This is a genomic window from Larkinella punicea (genome assembly GCF_003334855.1).
GTDB classification, from domain to species: Bacteria; Bacteroidota; Bacteroidia; order Cytophagales; family Spirosomataceae; genus Larkinella; species Larkinella punicea.
In genome coordinates, this window is sequence record NZ_QOWE01000007.1 from 95,334 (window position 1) to 117,923 (window position 22,590).

Below are 22,590 nucleotides of genomic sequence, written 5' to 3' on the forward strand. Positions count from 1 at the left end.
GGAATACCGTCAATGCGTCTAAAATTTGGTATACTTGTTGTGCTGCCTGCCAACCTATGAAAGTATACCTGTCCATCCTTGTACTGTTAATCCAGTTTCTGCCGGTTTTCGGGCAGTTGGATTCCGCCAATCGCTCGCCATACCGGGTATACCGGGCCTACGAATTACCGGCTTCGCTCACCGTGCTGGGCGCTTCGTTTTTTGGGTACCGGCAACTCGACCGCTACGCCAGTTTCGACGCCGGCGACATTGCCCAACTCGACCCGACCCGCATCAATGCCTTCGACCGGCCCGTCGCCTATTTCGACCCCGCCCGGTTTGAAGCGGCCCAGCAACGATCCGACCGGTTTCTGAATCTGTCGATTGCCAGCCCGTTGCTGTTGATGCTGAGCAACCGAATCCGGCACAAAGGGCTGGATGTGTTGACTTTATATACAACAGCGCACGCGGTCAATAACCTGCTTTATTTTGCTACTTCATTCTCGATCCGGCGGGCCCGGCCATTGACCTATAATCCAGCGATTCCAGTCTCGGAGAAAATCGGGAATGCCAAAAGCAATTCGTTCTACAGCGGGCATGTCTCTTTCAGCACCACGGCCACGTTTTTTGGGGCCAAAATTCTGACGGATTTTTACCGCATCAGGGGCTGGAAACGGGTGGCGGTGTTTTCGGGGGCCGCCATCCCGCCCATTTTGGTCGGGTTCAACCGAATGCACGCCGGCAAACATTTTCGGACGGATGTGCTGACGGGTTTTCTCGTTGGAGCCGCCTGCGGAATCGGGATTCCGGAAATTCATCGCATCCGCCGAAAAACCGGCCAACTCAGCCTGCAGCCGACGTTCACCTTTACTGGCCAGCGGGGAATCGCGTTTAGGTACCGGTTTTAACCGGCTAACGAATTCCCTTAATAGACAACTTATTAATTATCAGCCCGATTATCCCGCGAATCACCGCTAAGATTCGTGCAGATTGTTATCTTTGGTAACCGGGCTTTCCGGGCGAATCCGAAACCATCTGTCCCCATCCTAATCGATCCATCTGCATGGAAGAAAGCGAAATCCTAGCCAAACTGCCTCTGGTTTTTACGGAGTCGGCGCTTCGTCAGGAAATGCTGACCCACGGAAAATTTATCACGGTCAACAAAGACGATACCCTGGTTCGGGAGGGGCAATACCTGGATTTTTTGCCCATCGTGATCAAAGGGGAAATCCGGGTTTTCCAGCAAAAAGAAGACCGGGAAATTCTGCTCTACTACGTTCGGGAAGGCCAGACGTGCATGATGTCGCTTTCCGCTGCCTATTTCAATCACACCAGCACATCGTATGGGGTGGCCACCAAACCGTCCGAAATCTTCGTTTTTCCGACCCGGCTTGTCAACGAATGGCAATTGAAATATTCTTCCTGGAACGCCTACCTGATCCAGACCTTTCGCAGTCGCTACGACGAATTGCTGGGATCGTTTGAAAGCGTCGCCTTTGATCCGATCGACAAACGGGTCCTCTCCTACCTGACCGACCGGGCTAAAAAAGAAAATACCGCCCAAATTGCCATTTCCCACCAGAATCTGGCCTACGAACTGGGCACAACGCGGGTCGTTATTTCCCGCATCCTGAAAGGGTTTGAACAACAGGGTAAAGTCAAATTGTTCAGAGGCTCTATTCGGCTAAAATAATTTGTGCTTTATGTATCTTTTGATACCGTTTTTTGGCGGTAGGGTGGTATAGATTTGTGCTAACCAACCGCTAACAGGATGAAAACGTATTGTATCCACATCATTTTTCTCCTCTCCTTTTCCGTTATGCAAGCGCAATCGAACCCCGGCACCCCTCCGCCAAAGAAGCTGACGTTTCTTATTCACATTACGCAAAGCCAGGACCCCACCCGGGCCGCCCTGGCTTTTCTGGTGGCCAAAACCGCCCTTGAAGAAGGCCACGCGGTCAATCTGTTTCTGGCGGGCGACGGCGTGAAGCTGTTACAGGAAGAAACCCTCAACCAGTTGACCGGCGTAGGCACCGGCAACCTTCGTGAGCATTACGATGCCATTGTGAAGGGAAACGGGCGGTTTTACCTCTCCGGCAACTCCGCGAAAGCCCGCGGAATGACCCCGGCAGACCTGAAAGACAAACCGGCCGAGTTTGCCTTGCCCACCGTGCTGATTCGGCTGGCTACGGAGAGCGACCGCCTGTTCACGTATTAACCATTCCAAACTCCATAAAACCATGAAAACTCTCCATTGCCGCGACGTCGGCTTCGATTGTGAAGGCGTTATCAAAGGCACCACTGACGAAGAAGTATTGCAACAGGCGGCTGAACACGCCTTTACGGTTCACGGCATGACGGTTACGCCGGAATTGGCCGAACAGGTCAAAACGCTGATCAAAGAGGAAGCCTGAAAGCCGATATCCGGCTGGCAAGGCCGTGAGAAATTTACCGCTTTGTTCGCGCAAAAAGGCGGTTTTTTAGGTAGTGTAGCAAAATACCGATCGGATCAATGGATTCGATCGGTAAAATCCCGCAAAATCGGCTCGCTAACAAATGGGATAAAGTAGGATCGCCCGGACTGAAGTTATTCATAATGTCCGTAACACGAATAAATCAAAATAACGGTGGGCTCAACTTTATAAACGAGCCGATGCTCATCGGTAATTCTGCGTGACCAATAGCCTTTTAGGTTGTTTTTTAATCCTTCAGGCTTCCCTTTCCCTTCATACGGATTTCGGCAGCATTCTGAGATTAATTCAACGAGCTTTTTGGCTATTTTAGGATTCGTAGCAATCCAGGTGTAAAGTTCTTCCAGTGCACGCGCCGAGAAATTGGCTTCACGCTTGCCAACTTCAAATGGCATTGACTAATTCGTGAAGCTGCTCAACGGACATGCGCGTACCACGGCCTTCCCGAAAATCCTGATTTCCCTCTTCGATCTTTTGCTCAAGAGTGCCTGCCGGTTCGGTCAGAGTCTTTGTGGTGATGGTTGCTCCAACGGCTTTTGCCAAACGTTTAAAGGCATCCAGATGACGACCGTCTGTTTTGATATGAATACTGAAAGTTTCCATGCCTCTTTTGAGTACGTTTAATACCCTGGCCGATCCCAGGCCGCAATCGTTTTTTGTCCAATTGACGACATACAAATAACGGGAAATTTTGGCAAAAAATTGGTATTCAACGACAAAATAACCGAGTGATTGTCCTTCAATTAGCCTGAAAGGTATCAAATCATTCCCGTTTTTTCATTCCGCCAACGGCAGGGTAAACGTAGCACTGAAACGGGCGATGTCGTGAATGCGGGGATAATCCGGGGTTGGCTGATTGTGATACACCAGACTGCCACTGATGGATCCTTCCAGCAATTTGTTCTTCCGGTCAATGTTCGTGATAATCACCTTGCCATTGGCGTATTGTTTGCTATCATCGGTCTCTATCCAACTATGCACATACCCCGTGTGCTTCTGGGAAGGAAAAATGCCTGAAACTTCGACTTGTTCACCGAAAGGGAACCCGCCAACGGTTGGGTTTTTCACCGAAACCGTAACGTTATGCTGTTTATTGTTCGGCGAATCCTGTTCGTGAATGATGAACTGAAGCCACGTCCCCACCTGCGGACTGTTCAGCAGGCTGGCTCCTCCGTAAATTTTCTTAAACTCACGGCCCTCTACCTGGAACGTGATCGGTGGTTTTATGAAAATGTTCGACGTCAGCATAAAAAGTCCTGTTCCCGGCAACTGCAATTCCAAGGTCAGCGCAACGGGGTTGCGGGCAGGCTGCTTGTCGGGCGACGTATACTCAATCACGGTTTTATCTGCCCCCGGCAGGAGCTGAAAGCTACCCGCATCGCCCCCCGATTTCTGCCCGTTGAGGGTAATCGATTTAATCACCGACGGCTTTGCCGACAGAACCCAGCCCAGGGGAGCCAGAAAGTCTTTGCCATCCGCGTCAAACTTCGGGAAGCCGCCCGGATAATCGGTGTATTGCACTTCAAATTTCTTTTTGGTATTGAGCAGCATGGTATCGGCTGGCGGGATAAGTTGGTATTGCGTCACCAGTGACCACCAGCTAAAATGCCGGATTTGGGTCGTAATCGTCCGGTTGGCCGTATCCTGCCGGGCGCCCTGCGTGAGTACCCAGCTTCGGTCGGGTTGCTGGACGGCGATGGCGACCGGACCAACCCCGTTGAACTCGCCGGGTTGGTAGTGGTAGGTCCAGGAAGCCGGTTTTGCAAAGCGGGTGCCTTCGGGGCCAAAATGGTAGCCCCGCCCCACGCCGTTGGGCGCCGTGTTTTCGACCGGTTCTACGGTCAGGGCGGTTTCGGCGGAGAGTGCCCCGGAGGGTATGGCCAGCGTTAGCCGACCGTCGGTGGAGGTGAGTGTTCCGCCGGCGGGGCCAATGGTTTTGGTGGCCAGCGGCCCAATCGACTGACCCACTTCGGTGATGGCGGGCGGTCCGCTGGCTTGCTCCGGCTCCTGCCCGGCGGGTTTGCAGGCTCCGAACCACAGGACAAAACACAGAAAGAGCGGGCGAGCCCCGATCAGGGACAATGGGCGAAAAGAAAGCATGGCGGGCAAAAAGGATAGACGTTTCCTCAAATTTCCGTCGATACCTTCTACCCGGCAAGGTTCGTTATTTGAACCGGTGGTTTTGCTGTTTGAAAATTCCCGGTGCGGAATGGCGCAAAGCCTTTTGGTCGTAGCACTGCCGGTTTCGAAGTTAATCGAAAGAAATCAAATTAATTTTTGAGTAGAAACAGTTAAGTAAATATGATACATTTGTCCTACTCTTTTTGATTCAATAGCCTTCCTTCTCATGACCATTGCGCGTGCCGAACTTGTCCGGCAAATTCATTCTGCCTATCCTGGTGATGGATATACCCTTTATCATGCACATCGATACGCAACGACACTGGAATTACTAAACCGGTTTTTAGCCTCTGACACGCCCCTGCTCGACATCGGCGTTTCCCGCCTGACAGACATTTTGAAAACCCACTTTAAACGCCCCATCGATACACTGGGATTCGAAAAAGAAGGACCAACCCCCTACGGGCACCACTATTTTTATAACCTCAACGACTGCCAGTTTCCCGACCGCTACCGAACCGATTTGCCCCGATACGGAGCGATCGTGATGGCCGAAGTGATTGAGCACCTATACACCTCACCGTTATTGGTATACCCATTTTTAAAATCAGTGTTGCAAAAAGACGGTATTTTAATTGTCCAGACTCCAAATGCTGTAGCCCTCCACAAAAGGGTAAAGATGATTCTGGGCCACAATCCATATGAATTAATCCGAACTCAACACGACAACCCCGGTCACTTTCGGGAGTATACGGCTGAAGAGTTATGCCGGTATGGTCAACAGGCAGGATTGGCTCCTATATACGTTTCATACAACAATTACTTTGATTACCAATACCGACCGATCAATGGAGAGCATCCCCCTTTTCCGCAAAAAAAGTGGCGTTATCTGAACCGTTTCTTCAGCCTGATGCCCGCCGGATTCCGACCCGGCCTGACGGTAGTGTATCAAAACAAGATAGCTTGAACGAATTCCAAAATTGCCGCCATTTGTCCACCTATTCAGGCCATTTGTTGGACAAAAGCCCTGTTGCTTTGCGATACTTTTGCCAAAACAAATGGATTATTGATGGCAAATGTTCTCAAAAAAGCCGTATCGCAGCTATTCGATAAACTTTCAACACCCTCACAAGTCGTGGCCATTCGGGCCTGGCAACCGGCAACGCTGTATGAAGTCGATGTTCATCTCCCCACCACGTCGATGGAAAAATGGACCACCATACAACGTCTAAAATGTAAAGTAGCGGAGTTTGAATACCGGGATTATACACCGGCCACCTGGAACGCAGAAGAAAAAATTTGCACCCTCTATATCCAGGCCGGACACGACGGAGCCGGAAGCCGCTGGGTTCAGCGCCTAAAAAAGGGCGACAAGATTCCCTTGGGCGTTGCCCATGCAGCCCAGGTGCCGACGAAAGAAGGGAAAATCCTGTGCCTGGGCGACGGCACTGCAATCGGGCATTTTTTAGGAATGAAGCAGTTAACCGACCGAAAGCGGTTTCCGATGGAAGTCGTGATTATACTGCCTGAAATTTACCAGCTACCATCCTCCCTGATAGCGAATAATCCCGAATTTGAATTTATCTTCAACCCGCACGGCAACAGCCTTGAAACCCTGGAACAATGGGCGCTATCAAAAGAGTTAAGCGCGTATACCTCGGTTTATCTGGCAGGCCATACGCCCCTGGTGAAAAGCTTGCGGAAAAAGCTGAAGGCAATACCGGACGTCCGGGCGACATTCCAGGCCCACGGGTTCTGGTCATAAAAAAAGCAGCATGGCGACCCACGATATTCCCCTCTTTCATTTGGAAAACCATCCGTTCGAAATGGGGATTTTATCCCTTTCGGATCAAGCCACCCTGGAACTTGTCAATGATAAAGTCAGGATTCCCCACCGCCACGACCATTATTGCTTCTTTTTTATGGAAAGTGGTTGCCTGAATTTTAGTGTCGATTTCCAGAATATAGACATCCAGCCTTCCTCCCTTTTAATAACCCGTCCCGGGCAAATTCACGAACTCGGTTTTGCCAAAGATCCTGCCGGGTGGCTACTGGCTTTTGATGCACACTTTATCGACGAAAAGGCCCGCAGCGTTATCGATCAGTCCTTTTTGAAGGTCATTTTACTCAAACTGGACGCTGCTGAAAAAGAAGGGTTATGCACCCTTTTCAACCTGATTTATTCGACCGAAAACGAGAAATCAACGGCAACTTTTCATCATCAGCTTCTCCAAACGTTGATCAATGCCCTTTTTTACAAAACCGTATTGATTTTTCAAGCGCAGGAGAATAAACGAATTCAGAACCATTCGTCCCGAATTGTGGAAATTACAAGGATGTTTCATCAGTTGGTGAAAGACCATTTTCACCAACTGAAAAAACCTGCTGATTATGCTTCGAAACTCAATATAACCGTCAGTTATCTGAACGATACCGTCAAGGCAGTCACCGGGTTTTCTTCAACCTACCTCATCCAGCTTGAAATTTTTCGGGAAGCCCAGCGGTTCCTGGTGTATACCACCAAAAGCGTCAGGGAAATTGCGTTTCAGTTGGGCTACGAAGATGAGAAATACTTCATCCGGTTGTTCAGTAAAACGATTGGGACATCGCCGGCCAGTTTTAGAAAAAAGTATCGATGACGGTTACTGTTCTTTTTTTCAGATAAGGCAACGGGGAGTCGAAGTCTAGATGAAAGCCGCTGTCTTGAACTTCTATTCCCCCAACAGCACCGCAAATCCGATTCCCAACGACCAGGTTTTAAGATCCTCTGAATACCTGTTCGAAACGACATTGGTCGGCGTTGTGTTGCGTGATTCACCCTCCCGATGGTGCAGGTTATAACTCAAACCGGCACTCAGCAGAACATGACGGTTTATGAAATAGGCAACGCCTATAGCAGGAGCCAGCGTTCGACTGTACCCTTTTGTGATTGATTCAGAGCGAACAGGATCCAGATCCCTCCACTTGCCATAACTCCGGGCATAGGTATAGCTGATTCCTACGAAAGGTTTGAAGCTCGACTGGCCCACATAATACCGAACGGCCGGTCCTATCCCAATGGTTCGGTTGAAGTGGTCAGCGCCATACTTCAAATTCGTGGCATTAAATGAGAAGGGAACGGTAACGCCAATAAGCAGATTTCTGGCGATAAAATATCCTACCGCTGGTGCCAGGCTACCCGAAATCGATTTACTGGCGTTACTGGTATCGCTCTGGTAAGTGACGTTTCCCAGTTGCGCCCCAATCTGCCAGCGCCCTTTTTCAGTTTGTGCCACGGCTTCCGAAAAAACCATACCCATCACTACTAAAGTAAAAGCGATTGTTTTCATGACTATTCGTCCGTTAAGGTGTGAAACGATACCAATAGTATGAAAACCGATGATTGAATTACAATGTGATCCACTGATTTATGAATAATTAACAATTCGACTCAATTGCCGCAGAACCGGTACCGAATTCATAGGCAACCCGTATTTTTGTGCAAAATTTTCAATCGAACGGGCTATCGTTTTGCTCAGACGGATCATCCGGGAAGCAGGAACCGCCTTTTATTACCCCTAAGCATGGAATCTACTTTCGATACGCACTGGGCCGACGAGGCCCGGCTTACGTTCAATCAACTCCCAACGGAGGTACAGAACGCTTTTTTGCGGCAACTGCCGAACCTGGTGGCCAGCTATGCCAGCCTCTACGCCCAACGCCCGGAAGACTCAAAAGTAGTCGGGACCATTTCCCACATGCAGGCACCTGACTGGAATTTGTGGCTGCGAATGGGTACGGAATATGCAGAAGCCGAAACCGGGCCGATCCTGTTTGTCAACGAGTTTTCGTCATTGTCTCCGGAAGACTTTGAGCAATCGGTAGTCGCAGCCCGGCAGTCGGGCGACCGGCTCAATGAAGACCGGAACGCGGATTGACCGGATTTTTATCTGCGACAATCCGCCCGATCCGTTCTATCGCTTCAACGACCCGGCCGCGTTCCCATCCAATCGCATGTTGACTTTTACCCTTTGATGCCCAGCCGCTCGCACCAGCCGAGGAAAGTCGTGTAGGTATCATCCAGAATTTTCATCTGCTCCGCCGGGATCGTCTGGGCCTTGGCCCGGCAAACCAGTTCCAGAGGCACTCCTCTTTTCTTCAAAAAATACTTGGAACTGAGCGGATAAAATTTCGAGATAATGGGTTCGGTTCGGGTAATTTCGGCCTGAATCCAGTCGAGATCCGCCTTTTTCGAGGGGTCGTTGGCATTCCGGCACAGCCAGCTATGAATTTCGGGGTAAAAATTACCGGAGATCGGCGACATGCCCCGCGCTCCTTTTTGCAGCGATGCCACGGCGGTAGCGGTATGCGCATTGTAGAATTCCAGTTGGGAACCTTTGGCGATTTCCAGTTTGGTCTCGATGTTTTTCAGGTCTTCGGAGGTGTCTTTGTGATAGATCATCCGCTTGTTGGCAACCAACGATTTGAACACACCGGGCGACAGCAGCCGCTTGTAGGGGTTCGGACATTCATACGTCCCGACCTTCATAGTACCAGTTTGCGAAAGAAACTTTTCAAAATTCTCCATCAAAACCGCATCACTTTCCTCCTTGTCCGCAAAATGGCTCGAAATCAGAATCACCCCATCCACGCCGGTATCGTGGATTTTTCGGGCAAAGTCGGCTTTTGCGTTTAGCGTATCCCCGAACGAGCCCGTCGACACCACCGGGACTTTTCCGTTCACCCGTTTCACCACGTGCCGGGTCAGCCCAATCCGTTCCTGGTCGGTCAGAAAGTACATTTCACTGCTCAGGCAATTGGCAAAAAAACCTTTGGCTCCGGCCTTCAGGTAAAAGTCGATCAGCCGGGAAAGCCGGTCATAATCAATGGCGGAGTTGGAATCGAAGGGGGTGATCATCACCGGAACAAACTTTTTTTCGTCCCGCCCGAATCCGCTGGCTGCGGTTTTTGCCTGGGTCGTTGCGGGCAGAAGCGTCTGGGCACCGGCGAGAACAGCCACAGCAGCCGGGGTCATTTTTTCCAGAAATTCCCGTCGGGAAAAAGAGGTAAGCGGTTTCATTGGGTCATCAGGGTTTAGGAAGTTGGGGGATGGGAACGCGGATTGAACGGATTCACACAGATAAAAAATCCGTTTTAATCCGTTCAATCCGTCAGATCGCATCGGCGACCCGGCCGCGTTCCTATCCCAAACAGATTATATACTAATACTTCAAACCAGGTCAATCGGTACTCCTGGCTCAGAGACTTTTTTTCAAGTCTTCTCAAAACCGCCTTCCGGATCAGAAATAGTCAGATTCTGAGAGTAATTATTCTTTACCGAAGTACCCGCACAGCCATTTTGCAATTTATTTTTTAAAAATAGAAATAATCGTAGTACACTATTGGCATAGGAACGTATATGTAATGATTAAACCGACGCATCCCATCTCTATGACGTCCCTGTAACGATTCCTGAATATTCCAAACCCAATTTATTGCATGAAAGGATTAGTTTTACCAGACACTGGTACACCCTTCGCATGGTTCAGCAAGCGGTGTACCCTGCTCACCGCTATGGCCATTGTGGCGACCACGGCCCATTCGGCGCCGGTTCTGCGGTCGGCGACCGCGGAACGAAAAACCGCAACGATCGAGCGGACCCGGTCATTGCCCAAACCGGTTGAAATCATCAAAGGGAAAGTCACCGACGAAAAAGGCGATGCACTGCCCGGTGTCAGCATTTTGCTGAAAGGCACTCAGAAAGGAACCACCACCGATGCGGGAGGCAACTTTTCGATCGATGTGCCTTCGATGAATTCGGTGCTTGTTTTTTCGTTTGTGGGGTATACGGCGCAGGAAGTTCCGCTGGCCAACCGCACGACCCTGGAAATCAGACTACTGGCCGAAAGCAAGGCACTGGACGAAGTGGTGGTGACCGCCCTCGGGATTCGCAAGGAGACCAAATCACTCGGCTATTCGGTCACCAAAGTAGATGGCGAAAGTTTTACCAAAACCCGGGAAACCAACTTTGCCAATTCTCTGAACGGCAAGGTGGCGGGGGTCAACATCAGTCCGGCGGCTACAGGGCCAGCCGGTTCCAGCCGCGTTACGATCCGTGGAAACACCTCGATTTCGGGCAATAACCAGCCACTCTACATCATCAACGGACTACCGATGGACAATACGCAGTTTGGTGGACCGAAAAACGACAACCCGGACTTCGGCGATAACATTTCCAGCATCAACCCCGACGATGTCGAAGACATTACGGTTTTGAAAGGCGCTACGGCAGCGGCTTTGTATGGTTCCAGAGCCAAAAACGGAGCCATCGTGATCACGACCAAGTCGGGCAAGGGCAACAAGGGACTCGGCGTTGAATTCAATACCAACAACACCTTCGAGGTTCCCTTTTTTCTCTGGGAGCTGCAAAAACAGTACGGCCAGGGCTACGGCGGGGTAAAGCCGGCCAGCCAGCAGGATGCCGCCAACCACGGCCAAAACCACTGGGGTGCGCTGTACGACGGTTCTGAAACGATTCAACTAGATGGGGTGAAACGGCCTTATTCGTACGTGAAAGACCAGGTGTTGGAGGACTTTTACGGCGTAGGTCACACCAGCACCAACAACATCTCGTTTTCGGGCGGTGGCGACAAAGGCAGTTTCCGGCTGGGGATCACCGACATGCGGAACAAAGGCATCATACCCAATGCCAGCATGAGGAGGAACAACATCAGCCTCGGGCTCAACCAGAACATTTCTAAAAATCTGAACCTGGCGGCCAATGTCGATTACATCAACGAGCGCGTCGATAACCGCTACGTGTTTACGGGGAACTCGGGAAATAGTGCCGGAACGATTCTGTATGTCAACAGCAACATGCCGACCAGCGCCCTCTCGCCCGGCTACGATGACAATTACAAGGAGAAGGTTCTGGGGACGGATTTGAACGCGACCAATCCGTATTACACCCTGAACCGGATTAAAAATCAGACCAACAAAGACCGGTTTATTTCGACCGTGAATCTGCGATACAACCTCTTCGACTGGCTTTTTATTCAGGGAAAAGTCGGACAGGATTACTACGGTTTCATGACCAACAAAATTGTTCCCGAAGGAACGGGCTACCGGCCGGCCGGTCAGATCGACCAGTCGCAGCAGACGTTCTGGGAGCGGAACTTTGAAGGGCTGATCGGTTTGAACCGGAGCCTGAACAAGGATTTCGACCTGTCGGTGAATCTGGGTGGTAACCTCATGGCGCAGCACCGGTATACGACGACGATTCTCGGCTCCGGGTTCGTGGTTCCCCAGTTGCACGTGATCAACAATACCGCCAACCGCAACACCACCACGGCGACGTACGACAAAAAAATCAACTCGGTCTTTGCCACCGCCGAACTCGCCTACCGCAACTACCTGTATCTGAACCTCACGGGCCGGAATGACTGGTTCTCGACCCTGAACCCCAAGTCGAACAATTTCTTCTACCCGTCGGCGGGGGTGAGTTTCGTGTTCTCGCAGGCGTTTGACATGCCCCGGGCCATCAGTTTTGGTAAGTTGCGGGTTGCCTATGCGGCCGTGGGCGGTGATACCGACCCCTATCTGCTCAACCTGACCTACGGCCTGCTTCCCTACAACTACGATGGCCGTTCGCTCGGAACCATCAATCAGTTTACCGTACCCAACAGCAGCCTGAGGCCGCTGAGCGTCAACGAGTTTGAAGCGGGTCTGGATTTGCGGTTATTCAACAACAAGCTCGGGTTTGATTTGGCCGTTTACAACAAGCTGACCACCAACGACATTGCGGTCGAGAGTATTTCCTCCACCACCGGGTATTCCGGCGTATCGGTGAACGTCGGAGAAATCCGCAACCGGGGCGTCGAATTGCTAATCACCGCCAAACCGGTGACGACCAGCAACTTCCGCTGGGACGTATCGTTCAATATGGCCTACAACAAAAGCAAGGTGCTGAAGATTTCGAACACGTCCAAAGAGCTGATTCTGGCAACATCTACGAAAGCCTTCATCAAGCATGTCGAAGGCGAAGAATATTCGCAAATTGTGGGTCGGACGATCAAACGGGATGCCCAGGGCCGGGATATCATCGATGCCACCGGACTGCCGATCGTTCCCGCCAATGTGGTAGCGTTCGGGTCCGGGATCAACAAATACACGACCGGGATCATCAACAATTTTGCCTACAAAAACTTCACGCTGTCGGCGCAGGTGGATGGCAAATTCGGCGGCAAAATCTACTCCGAAACCAACTACAGCCTCGACCACCGCGGGATGTCTTTGCAGTCGCTGTTGGGAAGAGCATCGGGAGCGGTTCTGCCAGGTGTGACCGAAAGCGGTGAGGAGAATAAATTTCTGGTGACGGCAGACCGCGTGAATAACCGGGCCATCACCGTCCGGAGACGGGATGCGCTGGACGACTACATCTACGACGCCAGTTTCATCAAGCTGCGGTATGTATCGCTCACCTATGCTTTGCCGAAGTACCTCTACGAAAAAATCGGGTTTGTCAAGGGCGCCAGCATCTCGCTGGTGGGTCGGAACCTGAGCATTCTGATGAAACACACCCCCGGTCTGGACCCTGAAACCAACCTATCAGCCGGAAACGATCAGGGGATCGAATCCACGCCTTTGCCGCCGACCCGGAGCTACGGGTTCAATGTAAATTTGAAATTCTAGTTTTGCATCGGTTAACGCTAATTGACATGAAAAAGATAGTATATATAGTTTTCACGGGCTGCCTGTTTTTCCTTTCGGCCTGTGACAATGGTTTTGAAGACCTGAATAAAGACCCCAATGCCGTTACCGCCGACCGGTTCAACCCCGCCTATCTCTTTACGACCGGGCAGTACAACACGGCGAAGGGTGATGAAGCCACCAGCCTGAACTATGCCGAACCGTTCGTTCAGCACATGGCGACGCTGAGCAACGTGGGAATTTTTGATTTTCAGGGCGATAAGTACGTGTACCACAAGGGCAACAACGAGGCCATGTGGAAAGGCACCTACAACGCCATTGCCGGTTCGTCCAAACTGATTGAAGACGTGATTACGTTGTCGAAGGACAAACCGCAATACCACAATCTGTACCACATGGCCCGCATCTGGAAAACGGTGATTTTCCACCGGCTGACGGATATGTACGGCGATTTACCCTATTTTGAGGCTAATCAGGGCTATTACCAGCAGATTTACAAACCCAAATACGACGCGCAGAAGGACATTTATGCCCACATGCTGGCCGAACTGGAAGACGCCACCGCCAAACTCGACGCCAGCAAGACGCTCTTCGCATCGTCCGACATCGTCTACGCGGGAAACATTGCCAAATGGAAACGGTTTGGCTATTCCATGATGCTCCGTCTGGGAATGCGGATGTCCAAAGTAGATCCGGCGGCTGCCGAGTCCTGGGTCAAAAAGGCGTTTGCCGGTGGGGTTTTTACGGCCATCGACGACAACCTGTTTATCAAGGGAACCGACAAAGCCGGGACGCAGGAAGTGCTGACCAACGGACAAAGCTGGACGTTGAGCGTGTCGGGCCGAAGTCCGGGTAAAATTGCCAAGACGTTTTTCGACTACATGAAAAGCCACAACGATCCCCGGCTGAAATACACGGTGGCGGTGTATACCGATCCGACCAATGTGGCGACCAAAAATACCGACCCCGCGGTTCAGAAAGGCATGCCCAACGGTCTGGACCGGATTACGCTGCCCAAAGATCCCAGTTACAACCCGACGGCTCCGGGCCAGGAACACCAGTTTTCGGGCGTAAACCGGGATGTGTTTGCCAAGCTCGACGGCCCGCGGATGCTGCTGACCTACGGCGAAGTTCAGTTGCTGCTGGCGGAAGCCGCCGTTCGGGGCTGGATTCCCGGCGATGCCACCCAGTTCTACCGGAACGGGGTGACCGGCGCGATGAAGGCGCTCCAGCAATACGACGTTTCGGCCACCATCCCGGACGCAGACATCACGGCCTACTTAACCGCCAATCCGTTTGTGGGTGTTGCCGACAAGGAAAAAGCGTTCGAGCAGATCAATTCGGAATATTGGGTCGCAACCTTTCTGAACGGCTATGAGTCGTATGCCAACGTCCGCCGTTCCGGTTATCCGAAACTAACCCCGGTCAACTATCCCGACAACGAAACCGGCGGCACCTATCCCCGTCGGCTGCGCTACCCGGACGACGAGCCGGTTTTGAATGCCGCCAACTACAATGCCGCCGTGGCCCGTCAGGGAGCGGATAATTACAAAACCAGGGTGTGGTGGGATAAGCAATAGTTGAATTCCAATTAAGCCGCTTTTGCCCCCCATCCCCGACGCGTCAGCCCTGCCTAAAGGGGGAGTTTGGAGCGCGAGAAAACTCCCCCTTTAGGCAGGGCTGTTAAGTTCTGGAAATTAGGATCGTTGAAGTTAGCAATATCGATCCGCTTTTCGCCCCCAACCCCCTAAAGGCCGGGCGGCCGGTGCCGGGCTTCAAAATCCGGATGTTTTAGCCCGGCACCGGCCGCCCGGCCTTTAGGGGGTTGGGGGCGAAAAACGGAAGAACTTAACAGTCCTGCCCCTTTAGGGGGATGGGGGGCAATTTGCAAGCACATCACACGGATATCAGAGGGAATCTACATTTCCTTCAAATTCGGGGCAACCACATCCCCATCGTGGCCCCAAAAATCCCGATGGCCATGATGACGGTACACAGAAAAATGAGGGCTGCGGTGATGAGACGGAAGACATTATCCGGTTTTTTCTGTGCATAAAAATACAATTCCAGCACCAGCAGCGAAGCCGGGATGGCATAGGTAAAAACCGCCAGCGCTGTCAGAAAAGGGCCGGTAAACGTTTCGGGATCAAAACCGACCGGGCCGCCGTTGATCAGCAACCAGCCCATCAGTCCCACCCGGAAAAACCAGACGCCATTAACCACCATGAACAATCGCAGCGCCCAGACCCGGTGCTGGTCGAACCGGCGGGCTCTGGCGGATCGAATGGCGAGCAAGGCAAACGAAATGATGTAAATGGCCTGGAGACTGATGCTGATTTGCTGGGTTAAATCGCCGATGGAACCGCGCGTCCAGACCATGAGCAACCCCGCCGAGCTAACCACAATGGCCGTCGTGACGTAGGTCCGGCCGAGCCAGCGATGAAACCGGGGAAAGGTTTGCCGAATGAACGGCATGAGTTGCAGGGGGCCACCAATGACCAGAACCGCGGCCAGTAGGATGTGAATGCCAACGACGGTATTGCCTTTCCAGTCGCCTTCAACGTAGCTGTGCGACAAAACCTGGTTCCATCGTTCAAAATCGCCCATCAGGGTAGCTTTCCCGTAAGAGAGGAGAATGTAGAGGCCAAAAATCCATTGCCCCACCGTTGCCACCACCAGCCAGACGGTGGCCGCAATGGTCAGGATTCGGGTAGCGGTCGAAGTGGTTGCTTCTTTGGATGGGGAGATCGTAGTAGTTGTCGTCATAGCGGAAAAGCCGTTAAGTTTTCCCTAAACCTAAGACGAACCGTTTTTTTGCCGGGTAGACAAATGTCCTATTCGGATGAGCGGTTTGATTCGGGGTATGGACGTCAGGAAGCCAAACCGCTCCGGAGCCGGCTCAGATGCCGCTGCGTAATGCCCAGATACGAAGCCACGTACCGCAACGGCACATGCTGGATGATGGTGGGTTTCTGCCGCAGAAATTTCCGATACCGGTCTTCGGCCGTCAGACTGGTCATGTCGTTGATCCGGGATTTTTCTTCTTCGAGGTGTTTTTGCAGAATCTGAATCGTGTAATCTTTCTGCGTACGGCTGCGCTGCGCCCCAATGTCCACGTCTTCCCGACTGATGCGGAGCAGTTCGCAATCGGTAATGCAGTGCAGGTTTTCGTTGGAAACCGTACGGTTCATAAAATGAAAATACGACGTAAAAAACTGGGAACCATCGTTGAGGTCGGTCGTGATTTCGTTGGCGTCCTGGTCTACGTAGAAGTTTCGCATGTACCCCGAAACGATAAAATTATGGTATTGGGGAACCTGCCCGGCCGGTTCGATAATCGTGTCTTTCGGCACAAAAACCGGCTGGAACGACTGGCGAATGGACGCCTTGTCTTCGTCGGGCAAACTCAAAATCTCCCCGACATAACTGAAAAACCGCTGGTAGTAATGTTCCATCGTGAAAGTGAGTAAGGTGAGCAAAGTACCGGTTTTAAGCAACTAAAGGACTTTCGCTTTTGCCCCCCAGCCCCCTAAAGGGGGAGTTTTCTCGCGCTCCAAGCTCCCCCTTTAGGGGGCTGGGGGGCAACCTACCGAATCGTATTTTCTAACACCACGATCGAAGGCCCGGAGGTCAGCCATTTTTTGCCCAATCCGGTGGTGTCGCCCTGCGGGATAAAATACACGAACGAACCCAGCACCAGATCGATATCGCCATCGGCATCCATGTCACCGGCGTCCATCACCACCCAGCGTCCTTTCGGGGCTTCGGGAAACGAGTAATCGTCAAATTTTAACTTCCCCTTGTTTTCCAGATAAACAAAACTCTCTTCGGGGTAGCGGCCATAGTCCGGGAAAAACGAAATGGCGGCCATATCCAGGTCACCATCCCGGTCAAAATCACGAACCATCGCCTTGTACGCGCCATTCAGTTGATAGAAATACGCCTGTTTAAAGTTGGATTTCCCGTCATTCAGATAAATAGATATGCCGTGGTACTTCTTCAGGATCGGCGTTTTATCGGCGTTGTCGCCACTCACATACACGATGTCATCAAAACCGTCTTTATTAAAATCGACCAGTTCCATGTGCTGCGACCCGTTGAGGGGCAAAAAAGTCAGTAACCGCTTTTCCTTGAACGTGCCCGAACCCTGGTTTTCATACAGAAAAATGCCCTCGTCGCCCTGCGCCATGAGCACATAAATGTCCGGCAAACCGTCGTGGTTGGCATCCCGGATGATGGCCGTGATGGCACCCGGTTTGTTCCGCAACACCCGCCGGTCGTAGCCCCCGCGCCCGTTGCTGGCATACCACGCCAGTTGCCCGGTCTGGTTGCCAAATTCACAGGCCACGACATCTTCAAAACCGTCTTTGTTCAAATCGCCATAGGCCACGCAAACGGGTCGGCGCAAACCGGAAAGGGCGATGTTACCCAGTTTATAGCCCGGTTCCGGGGCATTTTTCACCCAACGCAGCAGGGCACCGTCGGGCGCATCGTTCGGGAAAATGCCCTTCCCCACCGTGGTGATATACAGATCATTGCCTTTTTCATCAAACTGAATCGGCGTGGCACCCAGCCCCAGGCTAAACTGCTCGTTCAGGTTGGCGGTGAGAAACGTCAACGTATTGCGGGAGCCTTTGCCATCGTTGAAGACAATGCCGCGCTTGTCGGGCAGAATCTTGACCAGCGTCGTCAGGGCGGGGCGATGCGCCAGGGACGGTTCTCGGAGCTTGAAATGCCGGAGTCCCATCCGGATTTTGCTTTTGCGGACGGGCGGCAGGATCGTGTCCGGGGCATTTTCGAGGTAATAGGCTTCGATTTTGCGCCAGTCCTCCAGCGCCAGAACCGGCTTTTCGGGATAGATCCGGGCATTTCGCACGAGGGTGCCGCTGAGGCCGGGTTCAAACAGACTGTCGGGCCGGACGCCCCCGCTGTAGATTCCCATTCGATGCCCCATGGCCGGCAGCACATCCCGCCAGTTCGTTTTCGACAGCAGGTCAGGACTCACGTAGGCATGGCACCCGCTGCAATGCGCCATCGCCAGTTCCTTGCCGGAAAGGCCCGAAACCGGGATGTCGTTCAACGCCTGTTGGTCATTCTGTTTTTTCGCCGTACAGGAAAAGAGGAGGTAGAATACAATACAAAAGGGTAGCCGTCGTCTCATGCACAAAGAAACCGAATTCGGGTGATTGGCGACACAGGAACACGCAATCTTTTGGCCTTTTCCTTACCCGGATTCCGTACTGCTGGCACGACATTGACGCACTCTCCCTTCTCCAATCTGACGGTTCAGGTTTATTTTCCAAACAGCAAGGCAAAACCGACATCGAACGATAGCTTCTGGTATTTCTCAGTAATCGGAGTCACGGTCAAGGTGTTGGGGTTCGGTTGCAGGAAACCCTGGTTTTTAGCATGGTAAAATGAATACCCAAAACCGGCAGACAAAAGCACGTTGCGGTTGATAAACCAGGCTGCGCCAACCGCCGGAACCAGATTGGTCGAACTCCCTTTCAGCTTTATGTCATTCAGATTGAGGAGGCTTTCGTAGCGGATGGCGGTGGAGTTGTACGTAAAGCCAATCCCGACAAAGGGTTTAACGTTCGAATTGCCTACATAGTAGCGGATGAAAGGGCCGATGCCGATGGATCGATTGTTGTAATCCGACGGGCCAGCCTTGTAGCTATTGCTGGTATTTGAAAAGGGAACAGAAACGCCCGCCAGCAGGTTTCTAGCGACAAAATAGCCCGCCGAAGGCGTCAGGTTCACCGACAGCGAATGGCCATCATACACTTTGTAACGTTGGTACGTCAGATTGCCCACCTGTGCGCCCACTTGCCAGCGTCCTTTTTCCGTTTGAGCCAAAGCCGCCGAAACGAGTGTCAGCAGTAGCAGGAGTGTAAAACCGGTCGTTTTCATATCAATTGGTTTGGATACGTGCATTGAAATGCCAATAGTACAAAATCTTATGAAATAATTATGATACGATCCATTGATTTGTAAATAATGTATGCTAGGGTTCCGTTAACCACGCTGAAGACATTCGACAAAAGCGATATAGTGGGGTAATAATTGAATGAAAACCAGGATGAATTAACCGGGATGCACCTATTTAAAAAACTCCGGCATCAGGAGAAAAACGGCGAGGCATGAGTGCCGATGAATGGGAATGGTATAAACGCAAGCAGAAGGAAAGCGAAAAGTATGCGGGTCGCCTACATAGCGGGTCTTACAATCGAGACAAAATAGGTGGTTCGGATTCGGAACTGAATTAACGTTGAGTAAGTAGCAATCCCGGTTGGCATTTGCTGGCCGGGATTTTTATTTAAACATTAAACAGAATAAAATAAAGTGTCATTACTCTTAATAATATAGCCGTAACAATTACTAAAACCTGAGCTATAATCAGGTGCATAATAAGTAGGTTGAGTATAATAAACAGCAGAATTAGTAAAACAAGCATATAAACACATAGCTAAAGACATTGTCTTAGGACCGTACGGAGCTAGTAAAGTGCTTTTCTCCCCTGCTTGAGTAAGAGAAACAATGGTTTCAAAAATTTCAGGCAGATTAAGAGAATCCACCCTATATATTTGTTTGCCTTCAAGACGTGTAGAGCTATGCATTAGGTTTACAAACTCCCATGTTCGCTGGTAAGTTGGCGGACCAGGAGGAAAAGGAAAAAGATATTTCGTGGTCAGTTGACTATATTTATCTTTCAATAATTGAGGTAAGCCCAAAGGCATAAAGCCAATTCCAATTATTGCTAAATCAAACCTTAAATCAGGGTCATCAGGAACAAAAGTAGGGATATGAGTCCAAGAGTTTGGGTTGTCGGATAAATTCCCAGAAGAGTACTTTTTAGGAGTAGAACATGTTACAAATAAAGTTTTAACCTTGGAAGATTTTAAAAGAGATTTAATAATCAGGAAAAAGAAACGCTTTGGAAATGTGCTAATATCTACGATAATATTCCCATCAGAATTGTCAATAAAATTGTTAACAATTCTGATCAAGCCGCTAATAGGCTCTAACAACTTATGGGTTGAAAAAGAAACATCTATATTACCACTTATTTTATTTTTATTTTTAATTCTTAAGCTATTATGTCCTTTGGTATCAATTGGATCTATGATTTCTAAAAATAAAGCAGATTTAATCCTTTTTGCTGATCTGCATATTTCAAATGTACTAGTACATCTATCTTCAGGAGAAAGCGAGGCAATTAAATCAAAATTTGATTTAACAGTTTTTGAAAAAAGCCATTCAAGTTCACCCCAAGGTTTAAATTCAAAATTATTATTCATTACCTTCAAAAAAAAGATGAGATTGATTAGGATCAGCCCCTTTACGTGGCTTTTTAGGTTTAGAAGCTAATTTCTTAATTAAAGGTTTTTTTGACGTAACCGCACTCGCTTCTACAAGCCAAGTTTCTAAATCAGATATTGATATATATAAAGGTTCTTTTGTGTGAGAAACTGGAAGCTTGAAAATTGGAGAAAGCATTGAATTCAAATACCATTTTATTCTTTTTTCACCTGAACTGGATTTAGTAGTATGAGGTCTTTCTTGTAGATCACCAAAATCCGAGGCTTCTTTTAAAAATTTGTATACATGTGGATTATTCTCCAATTCACTCAATGCAATAGAAAATCCAGTATGACCAGGATATGACATTCTAGAATCTTCAATTAAAGACCTATAAAATTTAGCTCCAACGTAATTAATAAATAACTTCCTATCACTTCCCCCTTTCCTTTCTGAAATACTTTCATACCACTTAATACTAGCTTCAAGTACACCAAGTGTTTGAATAATATAATCTAATTTAGGGAGTGAATAATCATCTTGATTTTTAGTATCTCTCATCCAAACTTCCCAAATTTGTTGACATAGGCTTAAGAAAGCCAGAATATTGCCCCCGGCTAATTGAATTATATCGCTTTTTCCTTCCCAATATAGCTGTTGTCGATTCCTGGATGCAATCTGAATCAAAGCTTGACCTACACGTTCCTTTTTCCAATATTCTTTTTTCTCCCAAGGGAAAGGTCTTTCAAAAGTAAGTTGGTTAACAATGTTCTCTTTCCCCTTCTGCCTTGCCCACGCTTCTCCTAAACGAGCAGAAAATGGATCTTCAACTACAAGTGAGAGTAAAAATTGCTTCCAATGTTCAGGCCAAGAACTATCGATTTCTATGATTTTATCTTTCGATTGATTCTTAACATATCTAAGTGCTTTTTCTCTTGGGTCAACACTTCTACCAAAAATTTCGCGCAACAAATTAGTGTTAGAGTCATCAAATTTGTAATCAACAGCTTTTAATCTTTTTGAAAAGATATCTTCAGCAAATGCAGGAAATAAATAAGTTTTAGAATGTTCTTGTCGTTTGAGAACTCCATCAATTGAAACTGGACTATAATTTCTTAGTGCTTCTAATTTTGCTGATGTTCCAAGAATTGATTGAAACTCATCATTCCAAGCAAAAGGACGCGTACCTATCCGATAAGAGACACTATTATCTCTAGTTGCTAATAATTTATTTATTACTGATTTATACTTCACGCCAAGTCCCTCAATGCTATCCTCTAACCAAGCAAGTTCTTCATACTGGTCAATCATCACAAATATGTTGGTATCATGATGAACGACCTTGAGTTCACGGAGTAAGTTAGCTACGATGGAAATGGGAACACCAATAGAGGTCTTAGAAGTAACTATATCATCAGGAATATTCTCAGAGTTAAAATTTAAATAGGAGCGATATGAAATTATCCTATTTTTTAGCTTAGCAATAAGATCATCAAAAGTATTTACGGAGTCCAAGTAACCAAACCAAGACTCATCTTTTTTCAAAGTAGTTGCGAAATAATTTAACTTTTCTTTAGAAATATCTATTTGTAATTCTTCCCCTAATTCATTCCCTAATTCTACAACTGAATTTAATATATCTTTAACAACCCAATAATTTAAAAAATCACCAAAATAAACAGCTAGTTCGTTTAAATCTAAGTATTTCCCTTCTACAATTGGTCTTTGCCCAAAATCACTTACACTACTTCTTATTAAATTAATCCCAGCACCAATAAAATTGCTAAATCTAGGTGGAACCGGGAAAATTGCATCACATCTTTTGTAAGCAATTCTAACAGAAGGTTTCAGCAAACTAAGCATCATACTTTTACCTGTTCCAGGCAGACCTTTTAGTACGACATTCCCTGGCTTAAACAATGCTAAGGTATGATCAACAAGTACATCACTAAATAGTTTTACAAAGGCGTCAGAACCAATTGATTCTGTCACATACAACTCATGAAAAGGATTCAATTTTTGTCCCATA

Annotated in this window: 21 protein-coding genes; 10 read left to right on the forward strand and 11 right to left on the reverse strand. The window is 49.2% G+C overall.

The genetic code is table 11. From position 1 onward, the window contains the following. The first annotated feature begins 56 nt into the window (after window positions 1–56). From DUE52_RS09960 to DUE52_RS09975, 4 genes are all read left to right on the forward strand, one after another. Window positions 57–887: a phosphatase PAP2 family protein gene (locus tag DUE52_RS09960; protein WP_114405860.1), complete on the forward strand. Its 831-nt coding sequence runs from the start codon at window positions 57–59 to the stop codon at window positions 885–887. Between the two features lie 155 nt (window positions 888–1,042). Beyond that, a complete protein-coding gene (locus DUE52_RS09965; RefSeq protein ID WP_114405861.1) occupies window positions 1,043–1,672 on the forward strand; it encodes a Crp/Fnr family transcriptional regulator in 630 nt (209 codons plus the stop codon). A 78-nt stretch (window positions 1,673–1,750) separates the two neighbouring features. Beyond that, entirely contained in the window at window positions 1,751–2,197 is a 447-nt protein-coding gene (locus DUE52_RS09970) for a DsrE family protein (RefSeq protein ID WP_114405862.1), read from the forward strand. A 22-nt stretch (window positions 2,198–2,219) separates the two neighbouring features. Then, window positions 2,220–2,393 (forward strand): DUF1059 domain-containing protein, encoded by a 174-nt coding sequence (locus DUE52_RS09975; RefSeq protein ID WP_114405863.1) that lies wholly within the window; start codon window positions 2,220–2,222, stop codon window positions 2,391–2,393. 173 nt (window positions 2,394–2,566) lie between these two features. Here DUE52_RS09975 and DUE52_RS09980 read toward each other — a convergent pair whose 3' ends face one another. The 3 genes from DUE52_RS09980 to DUE52_RS09990 are packed head-to-tail and all read right to left on the reverse strand — an operon-like array spanning window position 2,567 to window position 4,550. After that, the gene (locus DUE52_RS09980) at window positions 2,567–2,845 is read right to left on the reverse strand and encodes a Txe/YoeB family addiction module toxin (RefSeq protein WP_114405864.1); all 279 of its coding nucleotides are present in this window, start codon (window positions 2,843–2,845) and stop codon (window positions 2,567–2,569) included. Further along, a complete protein-coding gene (locus DUE52_RS09985; protein ID WP_114405865.1) occupies window positions 2,835–3,212 on the reverse strand; it encodes a hypothetical protein in 378 nt (125 codons plus the stop codon). Before DUE52_RS09985 ends, DUE52_RS09980 begins: the two co-directional genes overlap by 11 nt. 15 nt (window positions 3,213–3,227) lie before the next feature. Continuing rightward, window positions 3,228–4,550 carry a hypothetical protein gene (locus DUE52_RS09990; RefSeq protein WP_114405866.1) on the reverse strand — a complete coding sequence of 441 codons (1,323 nt, stop codon included), beginning with the start codon at window positions 4,548–4,550 and terminating at the stop codon, window positions 3,228–3,230. 247 nt (window positions 4,551–4,797) lie between these two features. On the opposite strand from DUE52_RS09990, the gene DUE52_RS10000 reads away from it, so the two are divergent. The 3 genes from DUE52_RS10000 to DUE52_RS10010 all read left to right on the forward strand — a co-directional run bounded on the left by DUE52_RS10000 (window position 4,798) and on the right by DUE52_RS10010 (window position 7,210). Continuing rightward, window positions 4,798–5,538: a methyltransferase domain-containing protein gene (locus DUE52_RS10000; RefSeq protein ID WP_114405868.1), complete on the forward strand. Its 741-nt coding sequence runs from the start codon at window positions 4,798–4,800 to the stop codon at window positions 5,536–5,538. Between the two features lie 102 nt (window positions 5,539–5,640). Further along, complete coding sequence (locus DUE52_RS10005; RefSeq protein WP_114405869.1) at window positions 5,641–6,336, forward strand: ferredoxin reductase domain-containing protein; 696 nt, start codon at window positions 5,641–5,643, stop codon at window positions 6,334–6,336. Window positions 6,337–6,397: 61 nt separating this feature from the next. Continuing rightward, on the forward strand, window positions 6,398–7,210 hold the full coding sequence (locus DUE52_RS10010; RefSeq protein ID WP_165840908.1) for an AraC family transcriptional regulator: 813 nt from the start codon (window positions 6,398–6,400) through the stop codon (window positions 7,208–7,210). A gap of 72 nt (window positions 7,211–7,282) precedes the next feature. On the opposite strand, the gene DUE52_RS10015 is transcribed toward DUE52_RS10010, so the two are convergent. Further along, window positions 7,283–7,900, reverse strand: a complete 618-nt coding sequence (locus tag DUE52_RS10015; protein WP_114405871.1) for an outer membrane beta-barrel protein — start codon at window positions 7,898–7,900, stop codon at window positions 7,283–7,285. A gap of 234 nt (window positions 7,901–8,134) precedes the next feature. Between DUE52_RS10015 and DUE52_RS10020 the strand changes: the two genes are divergently transcribed. After that, window positions 8,135–8,488 carry a hypothetical protein gene (locus DUE52_RS10020; RefSeq protein ID WP_114405872.1) on the forward strand — a complete coding sequence of 118 codons (354 nt, stop codon included), beginning with the start codon at window positions 8,135–8,137 and terminating at the stop codon, window positions 8,486–8,488. 86 nt (window positions 8,489–8,574) lie between these two features. On the opposite strand, the gene DUE52_RS10025 is transcribed toward DUE52_RS10020, so the two are convergent. Then, window positions 8,575–9,630 carry a dihydrodipicolinate synthase family protein gene (locus tag DUE52_RS10025; RefSeq protein WP_222930270.1) on the reverse strand — a complete coding sequence of 352 codons (1,056 nt, stop codon included), beginning with the start codon at window positions 9,628–9,630 and terminating at the stop codon, window positions 8,575–8,577. Between the two features lie 419 nt (window positions 9,631–10,049). Between DUE52_RS10025 and DUE52_RS10030 the strand changes: the two genes are divergently transcribed. Further along, window positions 10,050–13,241, forward strand: coding sequence for a SusC/RagA family TonB-linked outer membrane protein (locus DUE52_RS10030; RefSeq protein ID WP_114405873.1), 3,192 nt, complete (start codon window positions 10,050–10,052; stop codon window positions 13,239–13,241). 26 nt (window positions 13,242–13,267) lie between these two features. Further along, complete coding sequence (locus DUE52_RS10035; RefSeq protein WP_114405874.1) at window positions 13,268–14,839, forward strand: SusD/RagB family nutrient-binding outer membrane lipoprotein; 1,572 nt, start codon at window positions 13,268–13,270, stop codon at window positions 14,837–14,839. Window positions 14,840–15,188: 349 nt separating this feature from the next. Here DUE52_RS10035 and DUE52_RS10040 read toward each other — a convergent pair whose 3' ends face one another. The 6 genes from DUE52_RS10040 to DUE52_RS10060 form a co-directional block, all read right to left on the reverse strand. Beyond that, window positions 15,189–16,025: a DUF2306 domain-containing protein gene (locus DUE52_RS10040; protein WP_114405875.1), complete on the reverse strand. Its 837-nt coding sequence runs from the start codon at window positions 16,023–16,025 to the stop codon at window positions 15,189–15,191. Between the two features lie 104 nt (window positions 16,026–16,129). After that, window positions 16,130–16,714 carry a Crp/Fnr family transcriptional regulator gene (locus DUE52_RS10045; protein WP_114405876.1) on the reverse strand — a complete coding sequence of 195 codons (585 nt, stop codon included), beginning with the start codon at window positions 16,712–16,714 and terminating at the stop codon, window positions 16,130–16,132. Between the two features lie 131 nt (window positions 16,715–16,845). Further along, on the reverse strand, window positions 16,846–18,420 hold the full coding sequence (locus DUE52_RS10050) for an FG-GAP repeat domain-containing protein (protein WP_114405877.1): 1,575 nt from the start codon (window positions 18,418–18,420) through the stop codon (window positions 16,846–16,848). Window positions 18,421–18,551: 131 nt separating this feature from the next. Continuing rightward, window positions 18,552–19,172 (reverse strand): outer membrane beta-barrel protein, encoded by a 621-nt coding sequence (locus tag DUE52_RS10055; RefSeq protein WP_165840909.1) that lies wholly within the window; start codon window positions 19,170–19,172, stop codon window positions 18,552–18,554. Window positions 19,173–19,585: 413 nt separating this feature from the next. Continuing rightward, window positions 19,586–20,560: a hypothetical protein gene (locus tag DUE52_RS32075; RefSeq protein ID WP_133299805.1), complete on the reverse strand. Its 975-nt coding sequence runs from the start codon at window positions 20,558–20,560 to the stop codon at window positions 19,586–19,588. Then, window positions 20,553–22,589 carry an ORC-CDC6 family AAA ATPase gene (locus DUE52_RS10060; RefSeq protein WP_114405879.1) on the reverse strand — a complete coding sequence of 679 codons (2,037 nt, stop codon included), beginning with the start codon at window positions 22,587–22,589 and terminating at the stop codon, window positions 20,553–20,555. Before DUE52_RS10060 ends, DUE52_RS32075 begins: the two co-directional genes overlap by 8 nt. Window position 22,590 lies beyond the last annotated feature (1 nt).

What these genes read in the sequence shown, in the direction of transcription:
- DUE52_RS10055 (WP_165840909.1), bottom strand. Translation starts at nt 19,172, where the DNA reads ATGAAAACGACCGGTTTTACACTCCTGCTACTGCTGACACTCGTTTCG.
- DUE52_RS09990 (WP_114405866.1), bottom strand. Translation starts at nt 4,550, where the DNA reads ATGCTTTCTTTTCGCCCATTGTCCCTGATCGGGGCTCGCCCGCTCTTT.
- DUE52_RS10015 (WP_114405871.1), bottom strand. Translation starts at nt 7,900, where the DNA reads ATGAAAACAATCGCTTTTACTTTAGTAGTGATGGGTATGGTTTTTTCG.
- DUE52_RS10010 (WP_165840908.1), top strand. Translation starts at nt 6,398, where the DNA reads ATGGGGATTTTATCCCTTTCGGATCAAGCCACCCTGGAACTTGTCAAT.
- DUE52_RS09965 (WP_114405861.1), top strand. Translation starts at nt 1,043, where the DNA reads ATGGAAGAAAGCGAAATCCTAGCCAAACTGCCTCTGGTTTTTACGGAG.
- DUE52_RS10000 (WP_114405868.1), top strand. Translation starts at nt 4,798, where the DNA reads ATGACCATTGCGCGTGCCGAACTTGTCCGGCAAATTCATTCTGCCTAT.
- DUE52_RS10040 (WP_114405875.1), bottom strand. Translation starts at nt 16,025, where the DNA reads ATGACGACAACTACTACGATCTCCCCATCCAAAGAAGCAACCACTTCG.
- DUE52_RS10020 (WP_114405872.1), top strand. Translation starts at nt 8,135, where the DNA reads ATGGAATCTACTTTCGATACGCACTGGGCCGACGAGGCCCGGCTTACG.
- DUE52_RS10045 (WP_114405876.1), bottom strand. Translation starts at nt 16,714, where the DNA reads ATGGAACATTACTACCAGCGGTTTTTCAGTTATGTCGGGGAGATTTTG.
- DUE52_RS09970 (WP_114405862.1), top strand. Translation starts at nt 1,751, where the DNA reads ATGAAAACGTATTGTATCCACATCATTTTTCTCCTCTCCTTTTCCGTT.
- DUE52_RS10050 (WP_114405877.1), bottom strand. Translation starts at nt 18,420, where the DNA reads ATGAGACGACGGCTACCCTTTTGTATTGTATTCTACCTCCTCTTTTCC.
- DUE52_RS09980 (WP_114405864.1), bottom strand. Translation starts at nt 2,845, where the DNA reads ATGCCATTTGAAGTTGGCAAGCGTGAAGCCAATTTCTCGGCGCGTGCA.
- DUE52_RS09960 (WP_114405860.1), top strand. Translation starts at nt 57, where the DNA reads ATGAAAGTATACCTGTCCATCCTTGTACTGTTAATCCAGTTTCTGCCG.
- DUE52_RS10035 (WP_114405874.1), top strand. Translation starts at nt 13,268, where the DNA reads ATGAAAAAGATAGTATATATAGTTTTCACGGGCTGCCTGTTTTTCCTT.
- DUE52_RS10005 (WP_114405869.1), top strand. Translation starts at nt 5,641, where the DNA reads ATGGCAAATGTTCTCAAAAAAGCCGTATCGCAGCTATTCGATAAACTT.
- DUE52_RS10030 (WP_114405873.1), top strand. Translation starts at nt 10,050, where the DNA reads ATGAAAGGATTAGTTTTACCAGACACTGGTACACCCTTCGCATGGTTC.
- DUE52_RS10060 (WP_114405879.1), bottom strand. Translation starts at nt 22,589, where the DNA reads ATGGGACAAAAATTGAATCCTTTTCATGAGTTGTATGTGACAGAATCA.
- DUE52_RS10025 (WP_222930270.1), bottom strand. Translation starts at nt 9,630, where the DNA reads ATGAAACCGCTTACCTCTTTTTCCCGACGGGAATTTCTGGAAAAAATG.
- DUE52_RS32075 (WP_133299805.1), bottom strand. Translation starts at nt 20,560, where the DNA reads ATGAATAATAATTTTGAATTTAAACCTTGGGGTGAACTTGAATGGCTT.
- DUE52_RS09975 (WP_114405863.1), top strand. Translation starts at nt 2,220, where the DNA reads ATGAAAACTCTCCATTGCCGCGACGTCGGCTTCGATTGTGAAGGCGTT.